Source organism: Halobacillus sp. AWM4_238 (genome assembly GCF_056158265.1).
Map to the genome: position 1 here is coordinate 1,805,539 of NZ_JBSWSY010000002.1, position 19,480 is coordinate 1,825,018.

17 protein-coding genes are annotated in these 19,480 nt (G+C 42.3%); 2 read left to right on the plus strand and 15 right to left on the minus strand.

What is annotated here, in order from left to right; genetic code table 11:
• Positions 1-560: 560 nt before the first annotated feature.
• The 3 genes from sdhB to ACXACN_RS09385 form a co-directional block, all read right to left on the minus strand.
• Positions 561-1,325 carry a succinate dehydrogenase iron-sulfur subunit gene (sdhB, locus tag ACXACN_RS09375; RefSeq protein ID WP_474963970.1) on the minus strand — a complete coding sequence of 255 codons (765 nt, stop codon included), beginning with the start codon at positions 1,323-1,325 and terminating at the stop codon, positions 561-563.
• 14 nt (positions 1,326-1,339) lie between these two features.
• Complete coding sequence (sdhA, locus tag ACXACN_RS09380; protein WP_474963971.1) at positions 1,340-3,091, minus strand: succinate dehydrogenase flavoprotein subunit; 1,752 nt, start codon at positions 3,089-3,091, stop codon at positions 1,340-1,342.
• 63 nt (positions 3,092-3,154) lie between these two features.
• The gene (locus ACXACN_RS09385; protein WP_474963973.1) at positions 3,155-3,775 is read right to left on the minus strand and encodes a succinate dehydrogenase cytochrome b558 subunit; all 621 of its coding nucleotides are present in this window, start codon (positions 3,773-3,775) and stop codon (positions 3,155-3,157) included.
• 283 nt (positions 3,776-4,058) lie between these two features.
• Between ACXACN_RS09385 and ACXACN_RS09390 the strand changes: the two genes are divergently transcribed.
• Positions 4,059-4,502: a YslB family protein gene (locus ACXACN_RS09390; protein WP_474963974.1), complete on the plus strand. Its 444-nt coding sequence runs from the start codon at positions 4,059-4,061 to the stop codon at positions 4,500-4,502.
• A gap of 23 nt (positions 4,503-4,525) precedes the next feature.
• Here the strand turns inward: ACXACN_RS09390 and uvrC are convergent, their stop codons facing one another.
• The 12 genes from uvrC to zapA form a co-directional block, all read right to left on the minus strand.
• Positions 4,526-6,325 (minus strand): excinuclease ABC subunit UvrC, encoded by a 1,800-nt coding sequence (uvrC, locus tag ACXACN_RS09395; protein WP_474963975.1) that lies wholly within the window; start codon positions 6,323-6,325, stop codon positions 4,526-4,528.
• Between the two features lie 211 nt (positions 6,326-6,536).
• A complete protein-coding gene (gene trxA, locus ACXACN_RS09400; protein ID WP_474963977.1) occupies positions 6,537-6,851 on the minus strand; it encodes a thioredoxin in 315 nt (104 codons plus the stop codon).
• A gap of 134 nt (positions 6,852-6,985) precedes the next feature.
• Complete coding sequence (locus ACXACN_RS09405) at positions 6,986-7,966, minus strand: electron transfer flavoprotein subunit alpha/FixB family protein (RefSeq protein WP_474963978.1); 981 nt, start codon at positions 7,964-7,966, stop codon at positions 6,986-6,988.
• A gap of 25 nt (positions 7,967-7,991) precedes the next feature.
• A complete protein-coding gene (locus ACXACN_RS09410; RefSeq protein ID WP_474963979.1) occupies positions 7,992-8,765 on the minus strand; it encodes an electron transfer flavoprotein subunit beta/FixA family protein in 774 nt (257 codons plus the stop codon).
• A gap of 18 nt (positions 8,766-8,783) precedes the next feature.
• Positions 8,784-9,557 carry an enoyl-CoA hydratase gene (locus ACXACN_RS09415; protein WP_474963981.1) on the minus strand — a complete coding sequence of 258 codons (774 nt, stop codon included), beginning with the start codon at positions 9,555-9,557 and terminating at the stop codon, positions 8,784-8,786.
• 16 nt (positions 9,558-9,573) lie between these two features.
• A complete protein-coding gene (locus ACXACN_RS09420) occupies positions 9,574-10,164 on the minus strand; it encodes a TetR/AcrR family transcriptional regulator (RefSeq protein ID WP_474963983.1) in 591 nt (196 codons plus the stop codon).
• A 100-nt stretch (positions 10,165-10,264) separates the two neighbouring features.
• Positions 10,265-11,968, minus strand: coding sequence for a long-chain-fatty-acid--CoA ligase (locus ACXACN_RS09425; RefSeq protein WP_474963985.1), 1,704 nt, complete (start codon positions 11,966-11,968; stop codon positions 10,265-10,267).
• A 963-nt stretch (positions 11,969-12,931) separates the two neighbouring features.
• Positions 12,932-13,339, minus strand: a complete 408-nt coding sequence (locus tag ACXACN_RS09430; protein WP_474963986.1) for a DUF350 domain-containing protein — start codon at positions 13,337-13,339, stop codon at positions 12,932-12,934.
• A 24-nt stretch (positions 13,340-13,363) separates the two neighbouring features.
• Positions 13,364-15,709: an endonuclease MutS2 gene (locus tag ACXACN_RS09435; RefSeq protein WP_474963988.1), complete on the minus strand. Its 2,346-nt coding sequence runs from the start codon at positions 15,707-15,709 to the stop codon at positions 13,364-13,366.
• Positions 15,710-15,727: 18 nt separating this feature from the next.
• Positions 15,728-17,449 (minus strand): DNA polymerase/3'-5' exonuclease PolX, encoded by a 1,722-nt coding sequence (gene polX, locus ACXACN_RS09440; RefSeq protein WP_474963989.1) that lies wholly within the window; start codon positions 17,447-17,449, stop codon positions 15,728-15,730.
• Between the two features lie 103 nt (positions 17,450-17,552).
• The gene (locus ACXACN_RS09445; protein ID WP_160915637.1) at positions 17,553-18,095 is read right to left on the minus strand and encodes a CvpA family protein; all 543 of its coding nucleotides are present in this window, start codon (positions 18,093-18,095) and stop codon (positions 17,553-17,555) included.
• On the minus strand, positions 18,088-18,399 hold the full coding sequence (gene zapA, locus ACXACN_RS09450; protein WP_474963991.1) for a cell division protein ZapA: 312 nt from the start codon (positions 18,397-18,399) through the stop codon (positions 18,088-18,090). The genes ACXACN_RS09445 and zapA overlap by 8 nt, the downstream gene beginning before the upstream one ends.
• A gap of 128 nt (positions 18,400-18,527) precedes the next feature.
• On the opposite strand from zapA, the gene rnhC reads away from it, so the two are divergent.
• Complete coding sequence (gene rnhC, locus ACXACN_RS09455; RefSeq protein ID WP_474963992.1) at positions 18,528-19,463, plus strand: ribonuclease HIII; 936 nt, start codon at positions 18,528-18,530, stop codon at positions 19,461-19,463.
• Positions 19,464-19,480: the final 17 nt, after the last annotated feature.

The following is a 19,480-nucleotide window of genomic DNA, read 5'->3' on the forward strand; positions in this document are numbered from 1 at the left end:
CATAAAGCTTATTTCAAAACTCTAAAGCTTAATGCCTGCTTAGAAGGGAAGAGTGTTTTCTACTAACTCGGCGTTGAAGGCACAGTGCCTTATACCATACTTCCGTATTCAGATTATCGGGCATGGAAATTAATATCCTACACTTTCCTTGTGGATAAAACAGATGATCCCGTAAGTAGTTTCGAGACCCTTACATGGTAAAGGGGCGGAGGGAAACGGTGAGACTCCTATGGGACGTGTGGGACAGGTGAGACCCCGGAAGGCGCAGCCTGAGGAGGCTCACCGCCCGCCCCATGGAAAGTGTTCAAATGCGGAATTGTCCTGGTAGACACGACTGGCATAAGCAAAACAGCAACGGAATGCGATTTTTCATTCCTTTGCTGTTTTGCTTATGGCGCGAGTGTCTGGACGATGGAGCTAGACGAACCTTTTCCCGGAGCACTAGAACCTCTTACAAACATCTCGAAACTGAGTCTTCCACAAACGGGAGCTTTTATTGAAGAAGGAAATATGAAAAAAGAAGTCTCCAAAAAATTTGGAGACTTCTTCTAGTAGTAATATTAAACGCGTTGATCGCTTCCGAAGAAACTTTTGAAAGATTCAATAGCTGTGTCACGGTTAAGTGCAGCAATTGAAGTTGTTAATGGAATTCCTTTTGGACAGGATTGAACACAGTTTTGTGAGTTTCCGCAACCCATGAGTCCTTCTGCATCCATAATGGTCTGCAATCGTTCACTTTTGTTCATTTCTCCTGTAGGGTGAGAGTTGAACAAACGAACTTGAGACAATGGAGCAGGTCCGATGAAGTCCGACTTACTATTAACGTTCGGACAAGCTTCCAAGCAAACTCCACATGTCATACATTTGGATAACTCATATGCCCATTGGCGTTTACTTTCTGGCATTTTAGGCCCTGGACCAAGATCGTGTGTCCCGTCAATCGGGATCCAGGCTTTCACTTTCTTCAATGAATCGAACATCCGACTGCGGTCAACAGCTAAATCTCGGTTGACAGGGAATGTCGTCATAGGTGCTAAGCGAATTGGCTGTTCCAGCTGGTCAACAAGCGCTGTACATGATTGACGAGGCGTTCCGTTAATCACCATGGAACACGCACCACAAACTTCTTCCAGACAGCCCATATCCCAATAAACAGGAGTGGTCTGTTCACCATTTGCATTAACAGGATTACGACGAATTTCCATAAGCGCAGAGATGACGTTCATATTTTCACGATACGGAATCTCGAATTTTTCTTCATAAGATGGTTCATCAGGATGGTCCTGACGAGTGATGATCATCGTGACCGTTTTATTTTCGCTCATGATCGTTACCTCCTTTATTTACTTTTCGAGTAGTCACGTTTACGAGGCTCGATTAAGGATGTATCGACTTCGTCATAACGGAATACCGGCTTATTGTTTTCTTTATCAAAGCTAGCCACCGTCGTCTTCAGCCATTCTTCGTCATTACGTTCAGGGAATTCAGGCTTGTAATGAGCCCCACGGCTTTCATTACGGTTGTATGCCCCTTGAGTAATAACACGTGCCAACTGAAGCATGTTCCAAAGCTGTCGTGTGAACATGGCTCCCTGGTTGCTCCAGCGAGAAGTATCGTTGATGTTGATTCGTTTGTAACGATCCATCAATTCTAAAATTTTCTCATCTGTTTTCAGGAGTTTTTCGTTTTCCCGAACAACCGTGACGTTGTCCGTCATCCATTCCCCAAGCTCTTTATGAATCTGGTAGGCATTTTCGTCGCCATCCATGTTCATAATTTCTTCGAATTTATCCTGCTCTTCTTTTACTTTCGCTTCAAACAGCTTGGCTGTCATATCATCCGCAAGAGTTTCTAAGCCATCAATATATTTAACGGCATTCGGTCCAGCTACCATTCCTCCGAAAATAGAAGAAAGCAGTGAGTTTGCTCCGAGTCTATTTCCGCCGTGTTGTGTATAGTCACATTCTCCTGCAGCGAAAATTCCTGGAATGTTGGTCATCTGATCATAATCGACCCACATTCCACCCATAGAGTAATGGACGGCAGGGAAAATTTTCATCGGTACTTTACGCGGATCGTCTCCTACGAATTTTTCATAGATTTCAATGATCCCGCCAAGCTTGACGTCCAATTCCTTCGGATCTTTATGAGATAGGTCTAGATATACCATATTTTCGCCATTGATTCCCAGCTTTTGATTGACACAAACATCAAAAATTTCACGGGTTGCAATGTCTCGCGGTACAAGGTTTCCGTAAGCCGGATATTTCTCTTCTAGGAAATACCACGGTTCACCATCTTTATATGTCCATACACGTCCACCTTCACCACGGGCAGACTCACTCATAAGACGCAGTTTATCATCCCCAGGAATCGCTGTCGGGTGAATTTGAATGAACTCTCCATTGGCATAGTCTACACCCTGCTGATACAAGGAACCTGCTGCGGATCCTGTGTTGATGACAGAGTTCGTTGACTTACCGAAAATGATTCCAGGTCCGCCTGTCGCCATGATCACAGCATCTGCTGGGAAGGCTTTAATTTCATGGTCACTAAGGTTCTGACCAACAATGCCTCGGCCTACGCCATTATCATCCACGATTGCAGATAGGAATTCCCAGTTTTCATATTTTGTTACGAGACCGTTCACTTCGTGGCGACGTACTTGTTCATCCAGAGCGTAAAGAAGTTGTTGTCCGGTTGTTGCTCCAGCAAATGCGGTGCGGTGGTGCTGTGTTCCACCAAAACGACGGAAATCAAGCAACCCTTCCGGAGTACGGTTGAACATTACACCCATACGGTCCAGCAGGTGAATAATTCCTGGTGCGGCATCACACATTGCTTTTACAGGGGGCTGGTTCGCTAAAAAGTCTCCCCCATAAACTGTATCGTCAAAGTGTTCCCATGGGGAATCGCCTTCCCCTTTCGTATTGACTGCCCCGTTAATTCCGCCTTGGGCACATACAGAGTGAGAACGCTTAACAGGAACAATGGAAAGCAAGTCCACGTGAACCCCTTGTTCTGCTGCTTTAATTGTTGCCATCAGGCCGGCTAGACCACCACCGACCACAACAATATTACGGTTTGTCATGATTGAAGCTCACTCCCTTGAATACTAAAAATCTACCTTTTCATGTCTCAATTTTTTTATGAATTATATGCCATATGCGAATTGAATCAGTGTACGAACACCGACATAAGAAATCGCAACGAAAATGATGATACTTGCATAGGTCATAATTTTCTGTGAGCGAGGTGATACTGTGATTCCCCAGCTGACAAAGAACGACCAAAGACCATTAGAGAAGTGGAAAGTCGTTGAAATGACCCCTACTATGTAGAACCAAAAGAAGAAAGGTTCAGTAAGGATGCCTTCCATCAAGGAATAGTTCAGTTCTGCCCAACCAAAACCAATAGCAATTCTCGTTTCCCATACATGCCATGCAATGAATATGAGTGTGATAATTCCTGTGATCCGTTGGAAGATGAACATCCAGTTCCTGAAATAACCGAAGTTAGATAAGTTACTCTTGGCTGTGAAGGCAATATACACTCCGTATATAGAGTGGAACAACAGTGGTAAAAAGATAATGAAAGTCTCCAGTACATAACGATATGGCAAGCTCTCCATAAAATGAGCTGCAGCGTTAAATGCCTCTGGTCCACGTGTTGCAAAATAGTTCACAGTCAAGTGTTGGATCAAAAAGATCCCGATTGGGACGACGCCCAAAAGTGAATGCAGTCTTCGATTGACGTATCCGCGTGTTCCCGCCATATTTACCCCCCTCAAGATGATAACAGTTTGAATATGAACATTTTTCAGACAGTTAAGCGCTTTAATTAAGCGTAAAAAATAATAAGGAAAAGCCCCTTTTCCCTTTTAGCTTGTCTGACCAATGTACAATTTGTGACATGTTTATTGTACTTCTATCCCGTATAAGCGTCAAGAAAGCACGTTCATAATCTGCTTAAAAATACACATTTATTTCCTTTCGAGGAAAAAGAACAATTTTCATTGCACCGAACTTCGTTTCGAGTGATAATAAGGAGAGAAAGGAATGAGCGTTTTGAAAGAATCTACAAAGCTAACAACGGGCAACATTTCATCGCTTGTAGGGACAGGCGCAGGTTTTGATCTGATGCGTTATTACACCCTCCCTGATTTTTTAGGGAAAGATGCCCCTTACCTCCTTTATTATATGGGGAAAAACATGGCTAGACAGACAGAAATCAGCACCATGGACGAGCTCTATGAGTTTTTCCAGTACATGGGCTGGGGTGAACTTGTTCTTGTAAAAGAAAAAAGAAAAGAAATGATCTTTACATTGAGTGGCCACATGATAGAGAAGCGTCTGAATCAAAAAATGTTCGAAGTCGAGTTCCGCATGGAATGTGGGTTCATGGCAGAAGTCATCTGCCAAATTACTGATCATACATATGAATGTTTTGAAGAGAAAAACCACAAAGAAAACATTGTTGAGATTAAAGCATTTAAAGGATAAATAGAAAAGCAAAGAACCAGCTGTTATTCTTCAGCTGGTTCTTCTACGTTATCCTGATTCAAATGGATGAGAATAGTATTGGCTACAGGTTCAGGAACACCTAACTTTGTAATATCTGCAAGATCTGCATTTTTAATTTCCGCTACAGACTTGAAGTGTCTTAATAATAGGCGCCGACGCTTCTGCCCTACACCTGGTATACGGTCCAGTTCAGATTGAATGGCACCTTTGCCTCTGAGTTGTCGATGAAAGGAAATAGCGAACCTGTGTACCTCATCTTGAATTCTCTGGACAAGATAAAATTCTTGAGATTGACGATCCAGATCGATAGGACTAGGAGGATCCCCATACAACAATTCACTGGTTTTATGTTTATCATCTTTAGCTAAGCCACAAAGGGGGACGTCAACACCAAGTTCATTCTCAAGAACATCAAGAGCAGCCGTCATCTGGCCTTTTCCACCATCCACGATAATTAAATCAGGGAGAGGCAGATCTTCTTTTAACACACGCTTGTACCTTCTTCGAATGACTTCTCTCATGGTCTCATAATCATCAGGACCCTCTACATCCCTGATTTTGTATTTCCTGTACTCTTTCTTATGGGGTTTTCCATCAATGAAAACAACCATCGCTGAAACAGGATCGGCACCTTGTATATTGGAGTTATCAAAAGCTTCAATCCGGTGAGGGGTTTCAATGTGTAAATGATTCCCCAGTGATTCCACGGCTTTAATGGTTCGCTCTTCGTCTCGTTCAATTAAAGCAAATTTCTCTTCTAACGATATGGTTGCGTTTTTCATTGCAAGCTCTACCAATTCTTTTTTTCGACCGCGCATTGGAATGAGGACTTTAGTATCTAAAGCACCCTCCAAAACATCAACGTCTGTCGCCACTGGCACGAGAACCTGCTTCGGGTATGGGTGGTTTTGATGCAAGTAAAAGCGACCAATGTAGCTGATAAACGTTTCTTCTGGGTCATCGAAAAACGGAAACAGCGTGACATCCCGTTCGATGAGTTTGCCCTGTCGTACAAAAAAGACTTGGACACACATCCACCCTTTATCATAGGAATATCCAAAAATATCACGATCCACTTGATCATTCATCGTCATCTTCTGCTGTTCCATGACAGACTCAATATGTTCGATTTGATCTCTCAATTCTTTCGCACGTTCAAAGTCAAGTTCTTCGGATGCTTCGAGCATTCGCTTTTTCAAGTCTTTCTTTATATCCGTATGTCCTCCATTTAGGAAGGAAGTTATATTTTGAACAATTTCTTCATTCGTCTTTTTTGTAACGGTATATTCACATGGTCCCAAACATTGATGCATGTGGTAGTAAAGACAAACACGGTCAGGCATCGTATTACATTTTCTTAATGGATACAACCGATCCAGCAGTTTTTTCGTTTCCCTTGCAGCAATAACGTTTGGGTAAGGCCCGAAATATTTTCCTTTATCTTTTTTTACATTTCTCGTGACAATCAATCTTGGGTGTCTTTCAGCGGTCACCTTCAAATAAGGGTATGTTTTATCATCTTTTAATAAGACATTGTATTTAGGATCATATTTTTTTATTAGATTCATTTCCAAGATTAATGCTTCAATTTCAGAATTGGTCACGATATATTCAAAATTGATGATTTCACGGACAAGTCGCTGTGTTTTACCGTCATGTGCCCCCGTAAAATAGGAGCGCACTCGATTCTTTAACACTTTCGACTTACCTACATAGATGACGGTGTCGTTTTTATCTTTCATAAGATAACAACCGGGCTGGTCCGGTAAAACAGCCAGTTTCTCTTTAATGGTTGAGTTCATATATGTTCACTCCATGACTTGTAGTTTATATATTGAGAATTACCACAACTGTGGAACAAGTATGCAGGTTCAATGCGTCTGGACCAACTTAAGCAACGTCTCGAGTCATTGAAAAGACGCAAAAAGCTGCTTAAGATCTCGAACCTGAGTACATTCTTAAAGATGATGAAAGCCGCGCTGCTTGGCAACGCGGCTTTCGAAATGTCTTTCTTTAGGAATGTTTTTGAATCAGTTCAGCCAGGGCTTCTTTAGGTTGGAAACCGATGACTTGATCAACCACTTGACCATCTTTGAATAGAAGCAGTGTCGGGATACTCATAACACCGAACTTACCAGCAGTTTCTTGGTTTTCGTCAACATCCAACTTGACGATTTTCACTTGATCACTCATCTCAGCATCCAATTCCTCTAATACGGGTGCAATCATCTTACAAGGTCCGCACCATGGCGCCCAAAAATCAGCTAAGACAAGACCTTGACCTGTTTCTTCAGTAAAGTTTTGATCTGTTGCTTTTACGATTGACATTATATAATTCCTCCTCGACCTTATAGTCTGTTTAAGAGTATATCACTATCTATTTTTAGTGACTAACAATTTGTTTATACCTTATTTAAACATGGAATAAAGCCGAAGCCAAATAATTGGCTTCGGCTTTATGATTAGGCGTTCACTTTTATTTCTTTAATTTGTTCAATGAGCTTAGGGACAACGTCAAACAAATCGCCGACGATACCGTAGTCAGCAACATTGAATATGTTTGCTTCCGGATCCTTGTTGATCGCCACAATGACTTTGGAGTTCGACATTCCAGCCAAGTGCTGAATGGCTCCAGAAATACCACAAGCGATATACAAGTCTGGAGTTACGACCTTCCCTGTTTGACCGATTTGTAATGAGTAGTCACAATAACCAGCATCACAAGCTCCACGGGATGCACCGACCGTACCGCCAAGAGCCTCGGCTAATTTTTCAAGTGGTTCAAAACCTTCTGCACTCTTCACTCCACGCCCACCGGCAACAATGACTTTCGCTTCTGACAGATCGACACCATCCGAAGACTTGCGCAAGACATCTTTGATTATGGTACGGATGTTTGAAATCTCAACTTCTTTTTCAGATACGCTTCCTGTTAAAGAATCATCTCTTGTAAGGGACGGAATATTATTTGGACGGATTGTCGCAAAAACAAGACCTTCCGTAACTACTTTCTTTTCAAAAGCTTTACCGGAGTAAATTGGTCGAGTGAACACAATGTCTCCACCTTCTGCAACTACCTCCGTAGCATCTGAGATTAATCCAGACTCAAGCCTGCTAGCAAGCTTCGGTGTCAAATCCTTACCGATTGCTGTATGCCCCATGATGATTCCTTCAGGTGATTCGTCTTGAATCACTTGATGTACTGCTTGAGCATAACCATCAGATGTATACGTTTTCAATTCTGGGTTTGAAACAGTGATCACTCTGGATGCCCCGTAATAAACCATTTCCTGGCCCATTTCACTCAAGTCGCCATCTCCACAAAGGACACCGATGACTTCTCCCCCATCACTGACAATATTGGCTGCTGCAATTGCTTCAAATGTAACATTACGAAGAGATCCTTCTCTAGCTTCCCCAATTACTAACACTTTTTTACTCATAAAGATTCTCCTTTCCCTTGTCTATTTACAGTACTTTCGCTTCTGTTTTTAATAAAGATACGAGTTCTTTTACTACGTCATCAACTTCTCCTTCAAGTACTTTCCCTGCTTCTTTTTCAGGAGGAAGGAAAATTTCCATTGTTTTCGTTTTTGGTTCCACATCTTCTTCTTCCAAGTCGAGGTCATCGATTTCCAGTTCATCCAGAGGCTTTTTCTTCGCCTTCATAATTCCTGGTAAAGAAGGGTATCTCGGCTCATTCAAACCTTGTTGACATGTAACCAGGACAGGAAGCGTCGTCTCGACTTTTTCAACATCTCCTTCAACGTCACGTTCAATGTTGACTGTCGTGCCATCAATCTTGATATCTGTTATCGTCGTCACACATGGCATATCCAAACGTTCAGCAAGGCGAGGACCTACTTGACCACTGGCTTCATCAATGGCTACGTTACCTCCAAGGATAATATCGACTTCCTTATCTTCAAAGAAAGCTTCAAGAATCTTAACCGTTGTAAACTGATCCCCTTCTTCAAGGTCATCTTCCGTGTTAATGAGAACCGCTTTATCTGCTCCCATAGCAAGAGCCGTCCGAAGCTGCTTCTCTGATTCTTCTTCTCCAATTGTCACGACAGTCACTTCTCCGCCGTGCTCATCACGGAGGTTAATCGCCTCTTCCACCGCATACTCATCGTAAGGGTTGATGATGTATTCGGCACCATCATCAGTAATAACTCCATTACTTACAGAAATTTTTTCCTCTGTGTCGAATGTTCTTTTCAACAAAACGTAAATATTCATGTCTATATACCTCCTGGACTATTGATTTTTAAATTCTGGTTTTCTTTTTTCAATGAATGCTTGGATGCCTTCTTTAGCATCTTCATTCCCAAACACCTGACCAAAGGCCTCAGCTTCTGCATTGTTCCCTGCTTCAAATTGAGAAGTATGGGCATACGGGATTAACTTCATGACGTGGTGAATCGTCGGTCCACTTTTCTGAGCAATCGTTTGAGCCAATTTTTCTGCTTTCTCGAATAATTCCTCGTTAGAAAAGCTCTGATTTGCTAGACCCAATTGAGCAGCTTCTTCACCACTGATCGGTACGCCTGTCAAAATCATTTCATATGCTTTCGCTTCACCCACGTATCTTGGTAACCGTTGGGTACCAGCAAAACCAGGGATAATCCCAAGATTCAATTCAGGCAACCCTAGCTTTGCATCCTCTGCTACGTAGCGGATGTGACAGGACATGGCTAGCTCTAGACCTCCGCCTAAGGCCGCTCCATGAATAGCAGCTATGACAGGAATATGGAAATTTTCTATTCTGCTAAACAGTTGCTGGCCTTTGGCTGCCAAGCCCTTATAATCGTTTTCTCCTTGAAGAGAAGTGAATTCCTTGATATCCGCTCCTGCTGAGAAGAAGCGCCCTTCCCCTTTAAGAAGAATGGCCTTAATGGAAGGATCGCTCTCAATTTGATCCAGTTCCTTAGAGAGATCTTGCAGTATTAAACTGGACAGTGCGTTTGCCGGCGGACTCTGAATAGTTATTTCAGCAACATTTCCTTTTACTTCTGAATTTAAAGTCGACAAATCTTATTCCCCTTTCTCACTGATCCTGACGGGCTAATCCATTCACAATTAAGCTATGGACTTCTTTTGCCTGTTCTTCTATGTTATAACGTTGGTCTTTCATGACCCAGTTTGTCACCGTCTCATCCATGGTTCCAAAAATCATTTGACGAACAAGACGGCGATCCAGGCCACTACGGAACAACTCCTCCTCGACACCTTCTTCAACAATTTGATCGATCACGTTTAAATAACGTTTCAATACGTGGTTGATTTTTTGTCTCAACTCTTTATTGGATTGACGCAATTCCAACTGTGTCACAATTGCCAGATGGTGATCGGCAGCCAGCTGTTCAAAGTGTGTTTGTATTAATGTCAGAAGCTTTTGTTCTGCTGACTGCTTGGAGGTTGTTTCTTGCTCAATCTTTTCTATGAATTGCCCCATTTTTTCTTGAAACAATGATACAAGGATATCTTCCTTGTTCTTAAAATAAAGATAGATGGTTCCATCAGCCACTCCAGCCTTTTTTGCAATTTTAGAAACTTGAGAAGAGTGGTATCCATTTTCAGCAATGACTTCTACAGCTGCATCAATGATTTGTTTGAATTTCGGTTTATTTTTTTTCATTGTATATCTCCTTGCGTTGCAAACTGAAAAATGAATGAATCATCATTCACTTATTATTCTACAAGCAAAGAAATATTCTGTCAACTTTCTTTTTTTTGGTTTATTGGATACTCTCCGATTCCTCATATTTCCGCTTTTCTTCATCAATTAATGTCCTTCTCAAGATTTTACCGACGGCGGTTTTCGGCAGCTCTTCTCTGAACTCATACAACCGTGGAACTTTATAAGAAGCGATGTTTTTACGACAGTACTCATTCAGTTCATCTTCTGTAATTTCGCTTCCCTGTTTCTTAACAATAAAAGCTTTTACGGTTTCTCCACGGTAAGGATCAGGCACCCCTACAACGACAGCCTCTTGAATTTCAGAATGTTCATAAAGAACTTCTTCTACTTCACGAGGGTAGATGTTATACCCACCTGCGATAATCATATCCTTCTTACGATCGACGATGTAAAAATAACCAGCATCATCCATATATCCCATATCCCCTGTGCGGAACCAGCCATCTTCACTGAGTACTTGGGCTGTTTCTTCGGGTCTATTCCAATACCCCCTCATCACTTGAGGACCTTTGACTACGATTTCTCCAATTTCTCCGTTCTCTGCTACTTCATCAGCATCCATCTTGAAGATCTTCGCATCTGTATCCGGCCAAGGTACACCGATACTTCCGCTCATACGCTGTCCCCAAACCAAGTTGGAATGCGTAACAGGAGATGTTTCCGTCAACCCATACCCTTCAACAAGACGTCCGCCTGTCACAGCTTCAAAACGTTCTTGTACTTCAACCGGCAATGGTGCTGAACCACTTATACAAGCTTCAATGGATGAAAGGTCATATTTTTTCAAATTCGGGTGGTTTAACAAGGCAATATAAATCGTAGGGGCTCCAGGAAATAACGTCGGCTTTTGTTTTTCGATGACTTTTAAAACATCTTCAGGTTCAAATTTCGGCATGAGGATCATTTTGTTCCCCATCATGACAGACAAGTTCATAACGGAAGTCATTCCATATACATGGAAGAACGGTAAGATAGCTAGAACAATTTCCTCCCCATCTTTACACTTATACAACCATTTTTTCGACATTTGCGTATTGACGATCAGGTTGTAATGAGTAAGCATGACACCTTTAGGAAAACCAGTCGTTCCTCCAGTGTATTGCAGTAAAGCAAGATCCTCTTTTGGATCAATTTCTACCTCTTTGACGTTTCCACTAGCATTTTTTAATACATGGGGCCATAAATGAGTATCTGTGGATTGTTCCGGTTTGACGAGTACTTGATACTGACGCTTTTGAATAAAAGGATAAATTTTATTTTTAGGGAAAGGCAGGTAATCTTTAATACCTGTCACGATGATGTGTTCAAGAGGGGTATCAGGTTTGATATTTGCAGCCTTCGGATAAAGTAGATCAAGACAAATGATCATCTTGGCACCAGAGTCATTCATTTGATACTCCAGTTCCCTTTCCATATAAAGAGGGTTCGTCTGTACAACGATTCCTCCAGCCATAAGGACTCCATAATAGGAGATGACGGATTGAGGACAGTTCGGCAGCATGATAGAAACACGGTCGCCCTTTTCCAAACCGAGGTCCTGCAAATAGCTTGCTACTGCTTGGGCTTGTTCATAAACTTCTGTATAATCCAACTCCTTGCCCATAAAATAAAGCGCTTTCTTTTCTCCGTATAATTCAGCACTTTCTTTCAGGTAATCTTGGAGTGGTCGTTCTTTGTATTCAATAGTGACAGGGACTTCTGGTGGGTATAACTTGTGCCATGGTCGTTGAAAATCACTCATTTTGACAGACCTCCCTAATAATTGTCTTCTCTCCTATTATAACGACTTAAGGCTAATATTTGAATTATTATTTAAAAAATTGAAAATATTACCCCTAAACTTTCCCCTTTCCTACACATAAGCTCCCTTTTCTTGAAGACTCCGTTTCGAGACGTTTGTTGAGTGGGTGGGGGCTGCGGGGAATAGCTCGCTTTCCGCGGGAGCGCGGTGAGCCTCCTCGGACTGCGTCCTGTGGGGTCTCACCCTGCACTTTTTCCCCGCAGGAGTCTCGCCATTCCCCTCCGCCCCATTGCCATATAAGTTTCTCGAAACTACTTCTAGAATAAGCAGCTGTCCAGCGTAATGTAAGTTCGTGAATCCAACTAATAAACAAGCAGTCCTCTGTACTTTAACGCTTTCTATGAAGCACTTTTTTTACTGGAAAGCAGTGTTATGGAAAATACTCCATTTGTGTAGGGTTTTCGTTTCTCACAATATCGAATGGGGTAGTTGGAAAGCTGCCAGACTCCCGTTGGAGAAAGGAGATTGGCGAGATCCCTTAGTGCGGCAGACCGTCCGAGGAAGCTCGCCACTCCCCCACAGGAAAGTGTTCAAATGTGGAATCGCCCTGGTAGACACGACTGGCATAAGCAAAACAGCAAAGGAATGTGCCCTTTCATTCCTTTGCTGTTCTGCTTATTACGCGAGTGTCTGGGCAATGGAGCTAGACGAGTTGCTTCCCAACCACCCCTAACGCTCAATTCAACAACGAACCCCGAAACATCTCAAAACTGAGGCTTCAACAATCCTGCCATATACTTTAATAACTGCAATTACATTAACATAAAAAAACAAGAAGCCGGATGAGCTTCTTGTTTGATGGTGAATTGAGTACTTATATGATAAAAAACAGGATGCCTACGACGAGAAAGGCCGCGGCAACGACCATTAATATTTTGGCTAAGGTTTCCACTGTCTCTCTCCTTAAATGATATTCGCTCCTATTACATACGATAAGCCGATGGATATGACTAAAGAAATGAATCCTACGGCACGGTTGTCTTTGGCAATTTCTTCATCGATCTTAAAAGATGGGGTTAAGAATTCAAAAATAAAATAACCGCAGAGGAGAAGTGCAAATCCATACAATCCCCAACCCATCGTTTGGGTGAGTGAATCATTGTGTTCAATTGAAAAACGAAAGATGTTCGCAATTCCAAATAGCTTCCCCCCGGTAGCCATAGCTACAGCAATGTTGCCTTTTTTGATTTCTTCCCAGTTATTATAAGAAGTAACGATTTCAAAAATGGCCATGAATAAGACGAGACATAGGACAACAACACTGTAACGGGCGGCGGTTTCCACTAACGTGTATTCCCAAAAATTACTCATTCCTCCGCTCCCTTTTCATCGAAATTATCGAAGCTCAAGTACAGTAACTCCACTTCCACCTTCATTCATGCCACCTGCCCGATGGCTAGAGATGCTCCGATGGTTCTTAGCGAAATTTTGAACCGCTGTCCGAAGCGCTCCTGTTCCCTTTCCATGAATAATGGATACTTGGGGATATCCTGCTAGAAGAGCGTCATCGATATATTTTTCTATGCGATTTAACGCATCTTCATAGCGCTCGCCACGCAAATCGAGTTCTGTTTTCACGTGGAAATCCTTCCCTTTTACAGTTGCCATTGGCTTTTCTTTATAAGGTTCCTTTGCCTTCACAAATTCAAGGTCTTTGCGTTTGGCTTTCACCTTCATTACACCAACCTGAACCTGGTATTCATTCTTACCTGTCTGCTCCACAATGGTTCCCTGCTGATTAAGAGTCAGTAACTTCACTTCATCCCCAGGGTTCAATTCTCTTGTCTCTTTTTTAGGTGCAGGAGCAGACTTTGGTTTCTTCTTCGCAAGTTCCGGCTGCGCTTCATCAAACATCTTGCGAGCTTCAATCCATTCATGCTCTTTCATTTGTGTCTGTGATTTCATGTTTCGGATTTCGCCAACGATTGTTTCCGCTTCTTCTCTAGCCTGACGAATGGCTTTCTCTGCCTTTTGTTCTGCTTTCTCATATAGCTTTTCACGCTGATCTTCGAATTGATCCCACTTTAGCTTTAATTCATTCCGGAGCTCTTCCGCTTCTGCAAGCAATCGCTCTGCCTCTTCATAATCCTGCTCTGCGCCCCGTTTGGATTCTTCTAATGAAGCAATCATATTTTCAACACTTTGAGAATCCACTCCAATATGACCTTTTGCCGAGTCAATCACGGATTCTCTTAAACCTAAGCGTCTGGAAATCTCAAAAGCATTACTCCGACCTGGAACCCCAATCAACAAACGGTATGTCGGTTTAAGGGTTTGGATATCAAATTCGACAGAGGCGTTTATGACATCTGGCCGGTTATAGCCATAGGCCTTCAATTCCGGATAGTGAGTGGTCGCGATGACTCGTGCTTTCCGGTTAACGACTTCATCCAGGATGGACATGGCAAGGGCCGCTCCTTCTTGAGGATCCGTCCCCGCACCAAGTTCATCAAATAGAACCAGCGATTGGTCATCCACTTTATCCAAAATGTCCACGATATTGGTCATGTGAGAAGAAAAAGTAGATAAACTTTGCTCAATCGACTGCTCATCCCCAATGTCTGCATAAACTTCTTTGAACACAGCCATCTCACACCCATCCAATGCTGGGATTTGTAACCCGGACTGTGCCATCAAAGTACACAAACCCACGAGTTTGAGCGTAACCGTTTTCCCTCCTGTGTTCGGTCCAGTAATAACGATCGATGTGTAATCCGTTCCAATTTCGATGTCATTTGGAACGACTTCATCTCCAGGGATGAGCGGATGTCTCGCTTGTTTCATATCAATACGACCTTCGTCATTCATCTTAGGCATGGCCGCTCTCATTTGTTTACCCAACTTCGCTCTAGCAAACATAAAGTCTATATCGCCTAAAACTTGCACATTTTCATAGAGAGGTTCATGGTTTTCAGCGATCGCATCCGAAAGTTCCTTCAAAATCTTTTCAATCTCGTTTTTTTCTTGGACGCGAGCCTCCTGCAGTTGGTTATTCAAGTCAACGACTGTTTGTGGCTCGATAAATAATGTGGCCCCAGAAGATGATTGATCATGGACAATGCCGCCTATAGACCCTCGATATTCTTGCTTAACAGGAAGGACATAGCGTTCATTTCTAATGGTGACAATCGCATCGGAAAGCATTTTTGATTTGGACTTTGTAAAGGATTCCATTTTATCCCTAACCCGGCTCTCGTTTGTCCGGATCTTAGAACGGATCGATCTCAATTTTTCAGAAGCCCCATCCATTACTCCTCCATGGTCATCGATACAGTTTCTGATTTCATTCTCAAGTTCCCTTAAAGGAGCGATTGTAGAAACCATCTCTCTCAAAATAGGCATTTCAGGTTCTTCCATATCCTCAATGAAACGTTTCAGTTGTCTGCCCCCATAAATGGTACTTGCAATATCCAAGCACTCCAAAGCACTTAGCGTGCCACCAATGGTGGTCCGCTTCAAGCTTGGCTTGATATCAAAAATCCCACCTAGTGGTACATGACCTTTTAAGCGGAGAACTTGTCCAGCCTCATCCGTCTCCATCTGCAAGTGGCGAACCTCTTCCAGATCCGAAGATGGTTTTAGTGCGGATGTTTTTGCTTTCCCTAAAGAAGAAGCCGCTTGTTCGTTCAATTGTTCTATGATTTTTTTAAATTCTAGTACATGAAGGATGCGTTGATTCATGTGTACCCGTCTCCTTTATTACTCCTTGTGGATCTTGAACTTATCCATCAACTGTTCTTTCGTCCATGTATTGATGACTGTATCTTTTCTGAGCCAACCTTTTCGGGCTGCTCCCAATCCTATTTTCATATGTTCCAGCATTGGATAACTGTGAGCATCCGTATTTACAGCAATGTTGCCCCCCTCTTCCTGAGCTCTAATCAACCATTCCCAACTCAAGTCCAGCCGGTTTGGGTTCGCGTTAAGTTCAAGAATCGTCCCTGTTCGTTTAGCACCTTCAATCAAGGCTTCAAGGTTTACATCGTATCCATCACGTCGCCCAATCAAACGTCCGGTTGGATGAGCAATCATATGGACATGAGGGTTTTCAAGGGCATTGGTCAACCTTTCCATAATTTGCTCCTGTGATTGCTGAAAGCTGGAATGAATAGATGCAATGACAAAATCCATTTCTTTCAGGAACTCATCATCAAAATCCAGGGACCCATCAGGAAGAATGTCCATTTCTATACCGGCAAAGATATGGAAATCTTCCATCTCTTCATTCACCTTTTCAATCTCTTTCCTTTGCTGACGTAATCGTTCTTCATTCAAACCGTTCGCTACGCGCAAGTATTTAGAGTGGTCGGTGATGGCGATGTAGTCATACCCTTTCGCTTTTGCTTTTTCTGCCATCTCTTTGATGGACTGGGCTCCATCGCTCCACGTAGAGTGCATGTGAAGATCCCCGCGGACGTCATCCAATTCCACGAGTTCGATTGGTTCTTTAAATCTCTCTACTTCCCCATAATTTTCTCTAACTTCAGGGGGGATGAAATGAAGACCGAAATGTTCAAAAAATTCCTCTTCTGTTTCAAACGTTTCAACTTCTCCCGTTTCTACCTTTTCAATACCATACTCACTGATTTTTTCATCGTTTTGCTTTGCCAGTTGTCTCATAGCTACATTATGGTCTTTGGAACCTGTAAAATGGTGCAAGGTAGTAGCAAATTCTTCTGGGGCTACAATACGGAAATCAATGCCTATATCATAGCCTTCATTAACAACTACAGAAACTTTCGTCTCACCTGAGGCAACAACCTCTTTTATATCTGGATACGCCAAAAGTTCATCTCGGGTTTCAGACGCATTCTCAGAAGCAATAATGAAATCTAAGTCTTTAATCGTTTCACGCATTCTTCTTAAACTTCCCGCTCTTGAAAAACGTGTGAACGTCTTCCCTTTTTCAAGAAAGTGCTCGATTTTTTCTGCTAATGGAAGCATGACCGCAATCGGCAAGCGCTCTGGGCGTGCACCTGCTTCTTCAATGGCTTTCAACATCTTTTCAGCAGACTTTTTCCCGAAACCTTCAAGTGCTTCCACCTTTCCAGCTTCCAGAGCTTCTTTCAATGTCTCGGCATCTATCACACCTAATTGTTGATAAAGTTTGGCCAATTTCTTCCCACCAAGGCCTGGAAGATCGAGCAATGGCACAAGGCCGGCTGGGACTTCCGCCTGTAATTGTTTTAACGTATCGGATTCTTCGTTTTCTAAGTACTCATCTATGACTGTTGCCGTACCTTTCCCGATGCCTTTCATTTTGGTGAAATCGTCGATCTCGTTTAACGATCGGTCATCACGCTCTAAAGCTTGAGCAGCTTTTCGATAAGCAGAAATTTTAAAAGGGTTTTCCCCTTTCAACTCTAAGTAAACAGCAATTTTCTCCAACAGTTTAATGACTTGCTTTTTATCGATAGCCATCATATATCGACTCCTTCAATTTTATCCTATTTTCAAGATGAAAAAGAGCCGCCATGATCATAATCATAGCGGCTCTACCTGTACTTTCATCCTAACGTCTTACTCAGCCAGCTACATGTTCAATCCACAGCGTTTTCAATTGTTCTGAAAAGACTGGTGTGTGTTCGATGATCAGCTGTGCAAGAATCGATCCGTCCAAAGCGCTTTGCACCCCAGCAAGAGGTACAAGCGCCGCTATGTACAGCACCACGAATAAGATGACATAGTTTTCAATAAAGCCTAATATTCCACCTAACAACGTGTTCAAAGAATTCAAGATCGGCAGCTCTGAAACAAAGTCCAACATGGACGCTATAATATGTAAGATGATTTTGGCTCCAAAAAAGATAATGGCAAAAGCAACAGCGTTATAAAAGGCTTGTTCCAAAGGTAAATTCTCTAAGAAAATTGCCCAGGAAGAATCTTGAGGCAGTTCAGGATAAGGTACCCACAGGGTCAGCTTCGGTGCTAGATCATCATAGTAAATGACAGCGAGTACAAAGGCTACCACGAATCCTATCAGATGGAAAAGCTGAAGAATAAACCCTCTTTTCAACCCCGTTATTACACCTATAAACAAAATAAACAACAACAATAAATCAATCATTATACCCTCTGTCCTCTTTCTCTTTCTTTTCAATATAATTCATAAGTTCGGTACATTCTTCCTTTAATTTCATATATTCATTCATCGTATTTACAGCGGTCAAAACGGCGAGCTTTGCCGTATCCAGGCTAGGATTTGCTTCATGGATCTCTCGCATTTTTTGATCCACCAGACTGGATACCATACGGATATGATGGGGCTCTTCATGACCAACTATAGTGTAAGATCGTTTGTTGATCTCCACTGTAATTCTTTTTTTTCTTGGTCTGACTGCGACACATTCATACCCCCTAGTTTCTCTCAATCCTAAACTTTATATTAACACGAAGCTTGACAAATAGGAAACCAATATGGATGTTTTTCGCAAATGTTCTCTTTTGTCATCCATTTTGCTATACTAATCCTATCATTTTAGACAGAAAGGAATCCATTATGCCCCAAGTTGTATTGAAATTACCTGCCTCTACATTAGAGAAGATGAAGAAATATTACGCTTCAAGTCAGAAAAACAGTCCACCAGCAGCATTGTTCGCGGCTAAAACATCGAGTTGCACCATAACCGCATATAAATCAGGCAAAGTGCTTTTCCAAGGTCAAAAACCTGAAGCAGAAGCAGAAAAATGGGGAACCGTTCCAGCTGCTTCCTCAGGGGGGCAGAAGACCAATAAGAATAAACGTCATGCTTTTCATCCCGATGAAAAGCTTTTCGTTAGCTCCCATATTGGATCTGATGAAGCTGGAACGGGAGACTATTTCGGCCCCATCACTGTAGCTGCCGCTTTCGTAACCAAAGAACAAATACCGCAATTAAAAGCGATTGGTGTTAAAGATTCAAAAAATCTATCGGATGCTCAAATCACAGACCTTGCCAAAGATATCGTGGCTATGAAAATTCCTTACAGCCTGCTGAGACTCCCCAATAAAAAGTACAACCAGTGGCAGAGAAAAGGATGGAGCCAGGGTAAAATGAAAACCATCCTCCACCATCAAGCCCTGAATCGTCTTTTGGAGAAAATTTCACCAGAAAAACCTGATGGAATATTAATCGATCAGTTTTCAGAACCGCATGTTTATGAGAAGCACCTGAGAAGTGAAAACCAGCAACTTCAAGAACATGTTTACTTTATGACAAAAGCGGAAAGTTATTCGATTGCTGTAGCTACAGCTTCGATTATTGCAAGGTCGGCATTTGTAAAAGCTATGAACCAGCTGGAATTCGACACAGGTCTTCCAATACCGAAAGGGGCTTCTGGGAAAGTCGATCAAGCTGCTGCATCTATTATCGAAGCTTATGGTGAAGAGAAGCTCGAGGAATTAGCAAAAGTACATTTTGCCAATACACAAAAGGCAAAAAAATTCGTTAAATAGAATTTGAGAATACAAAA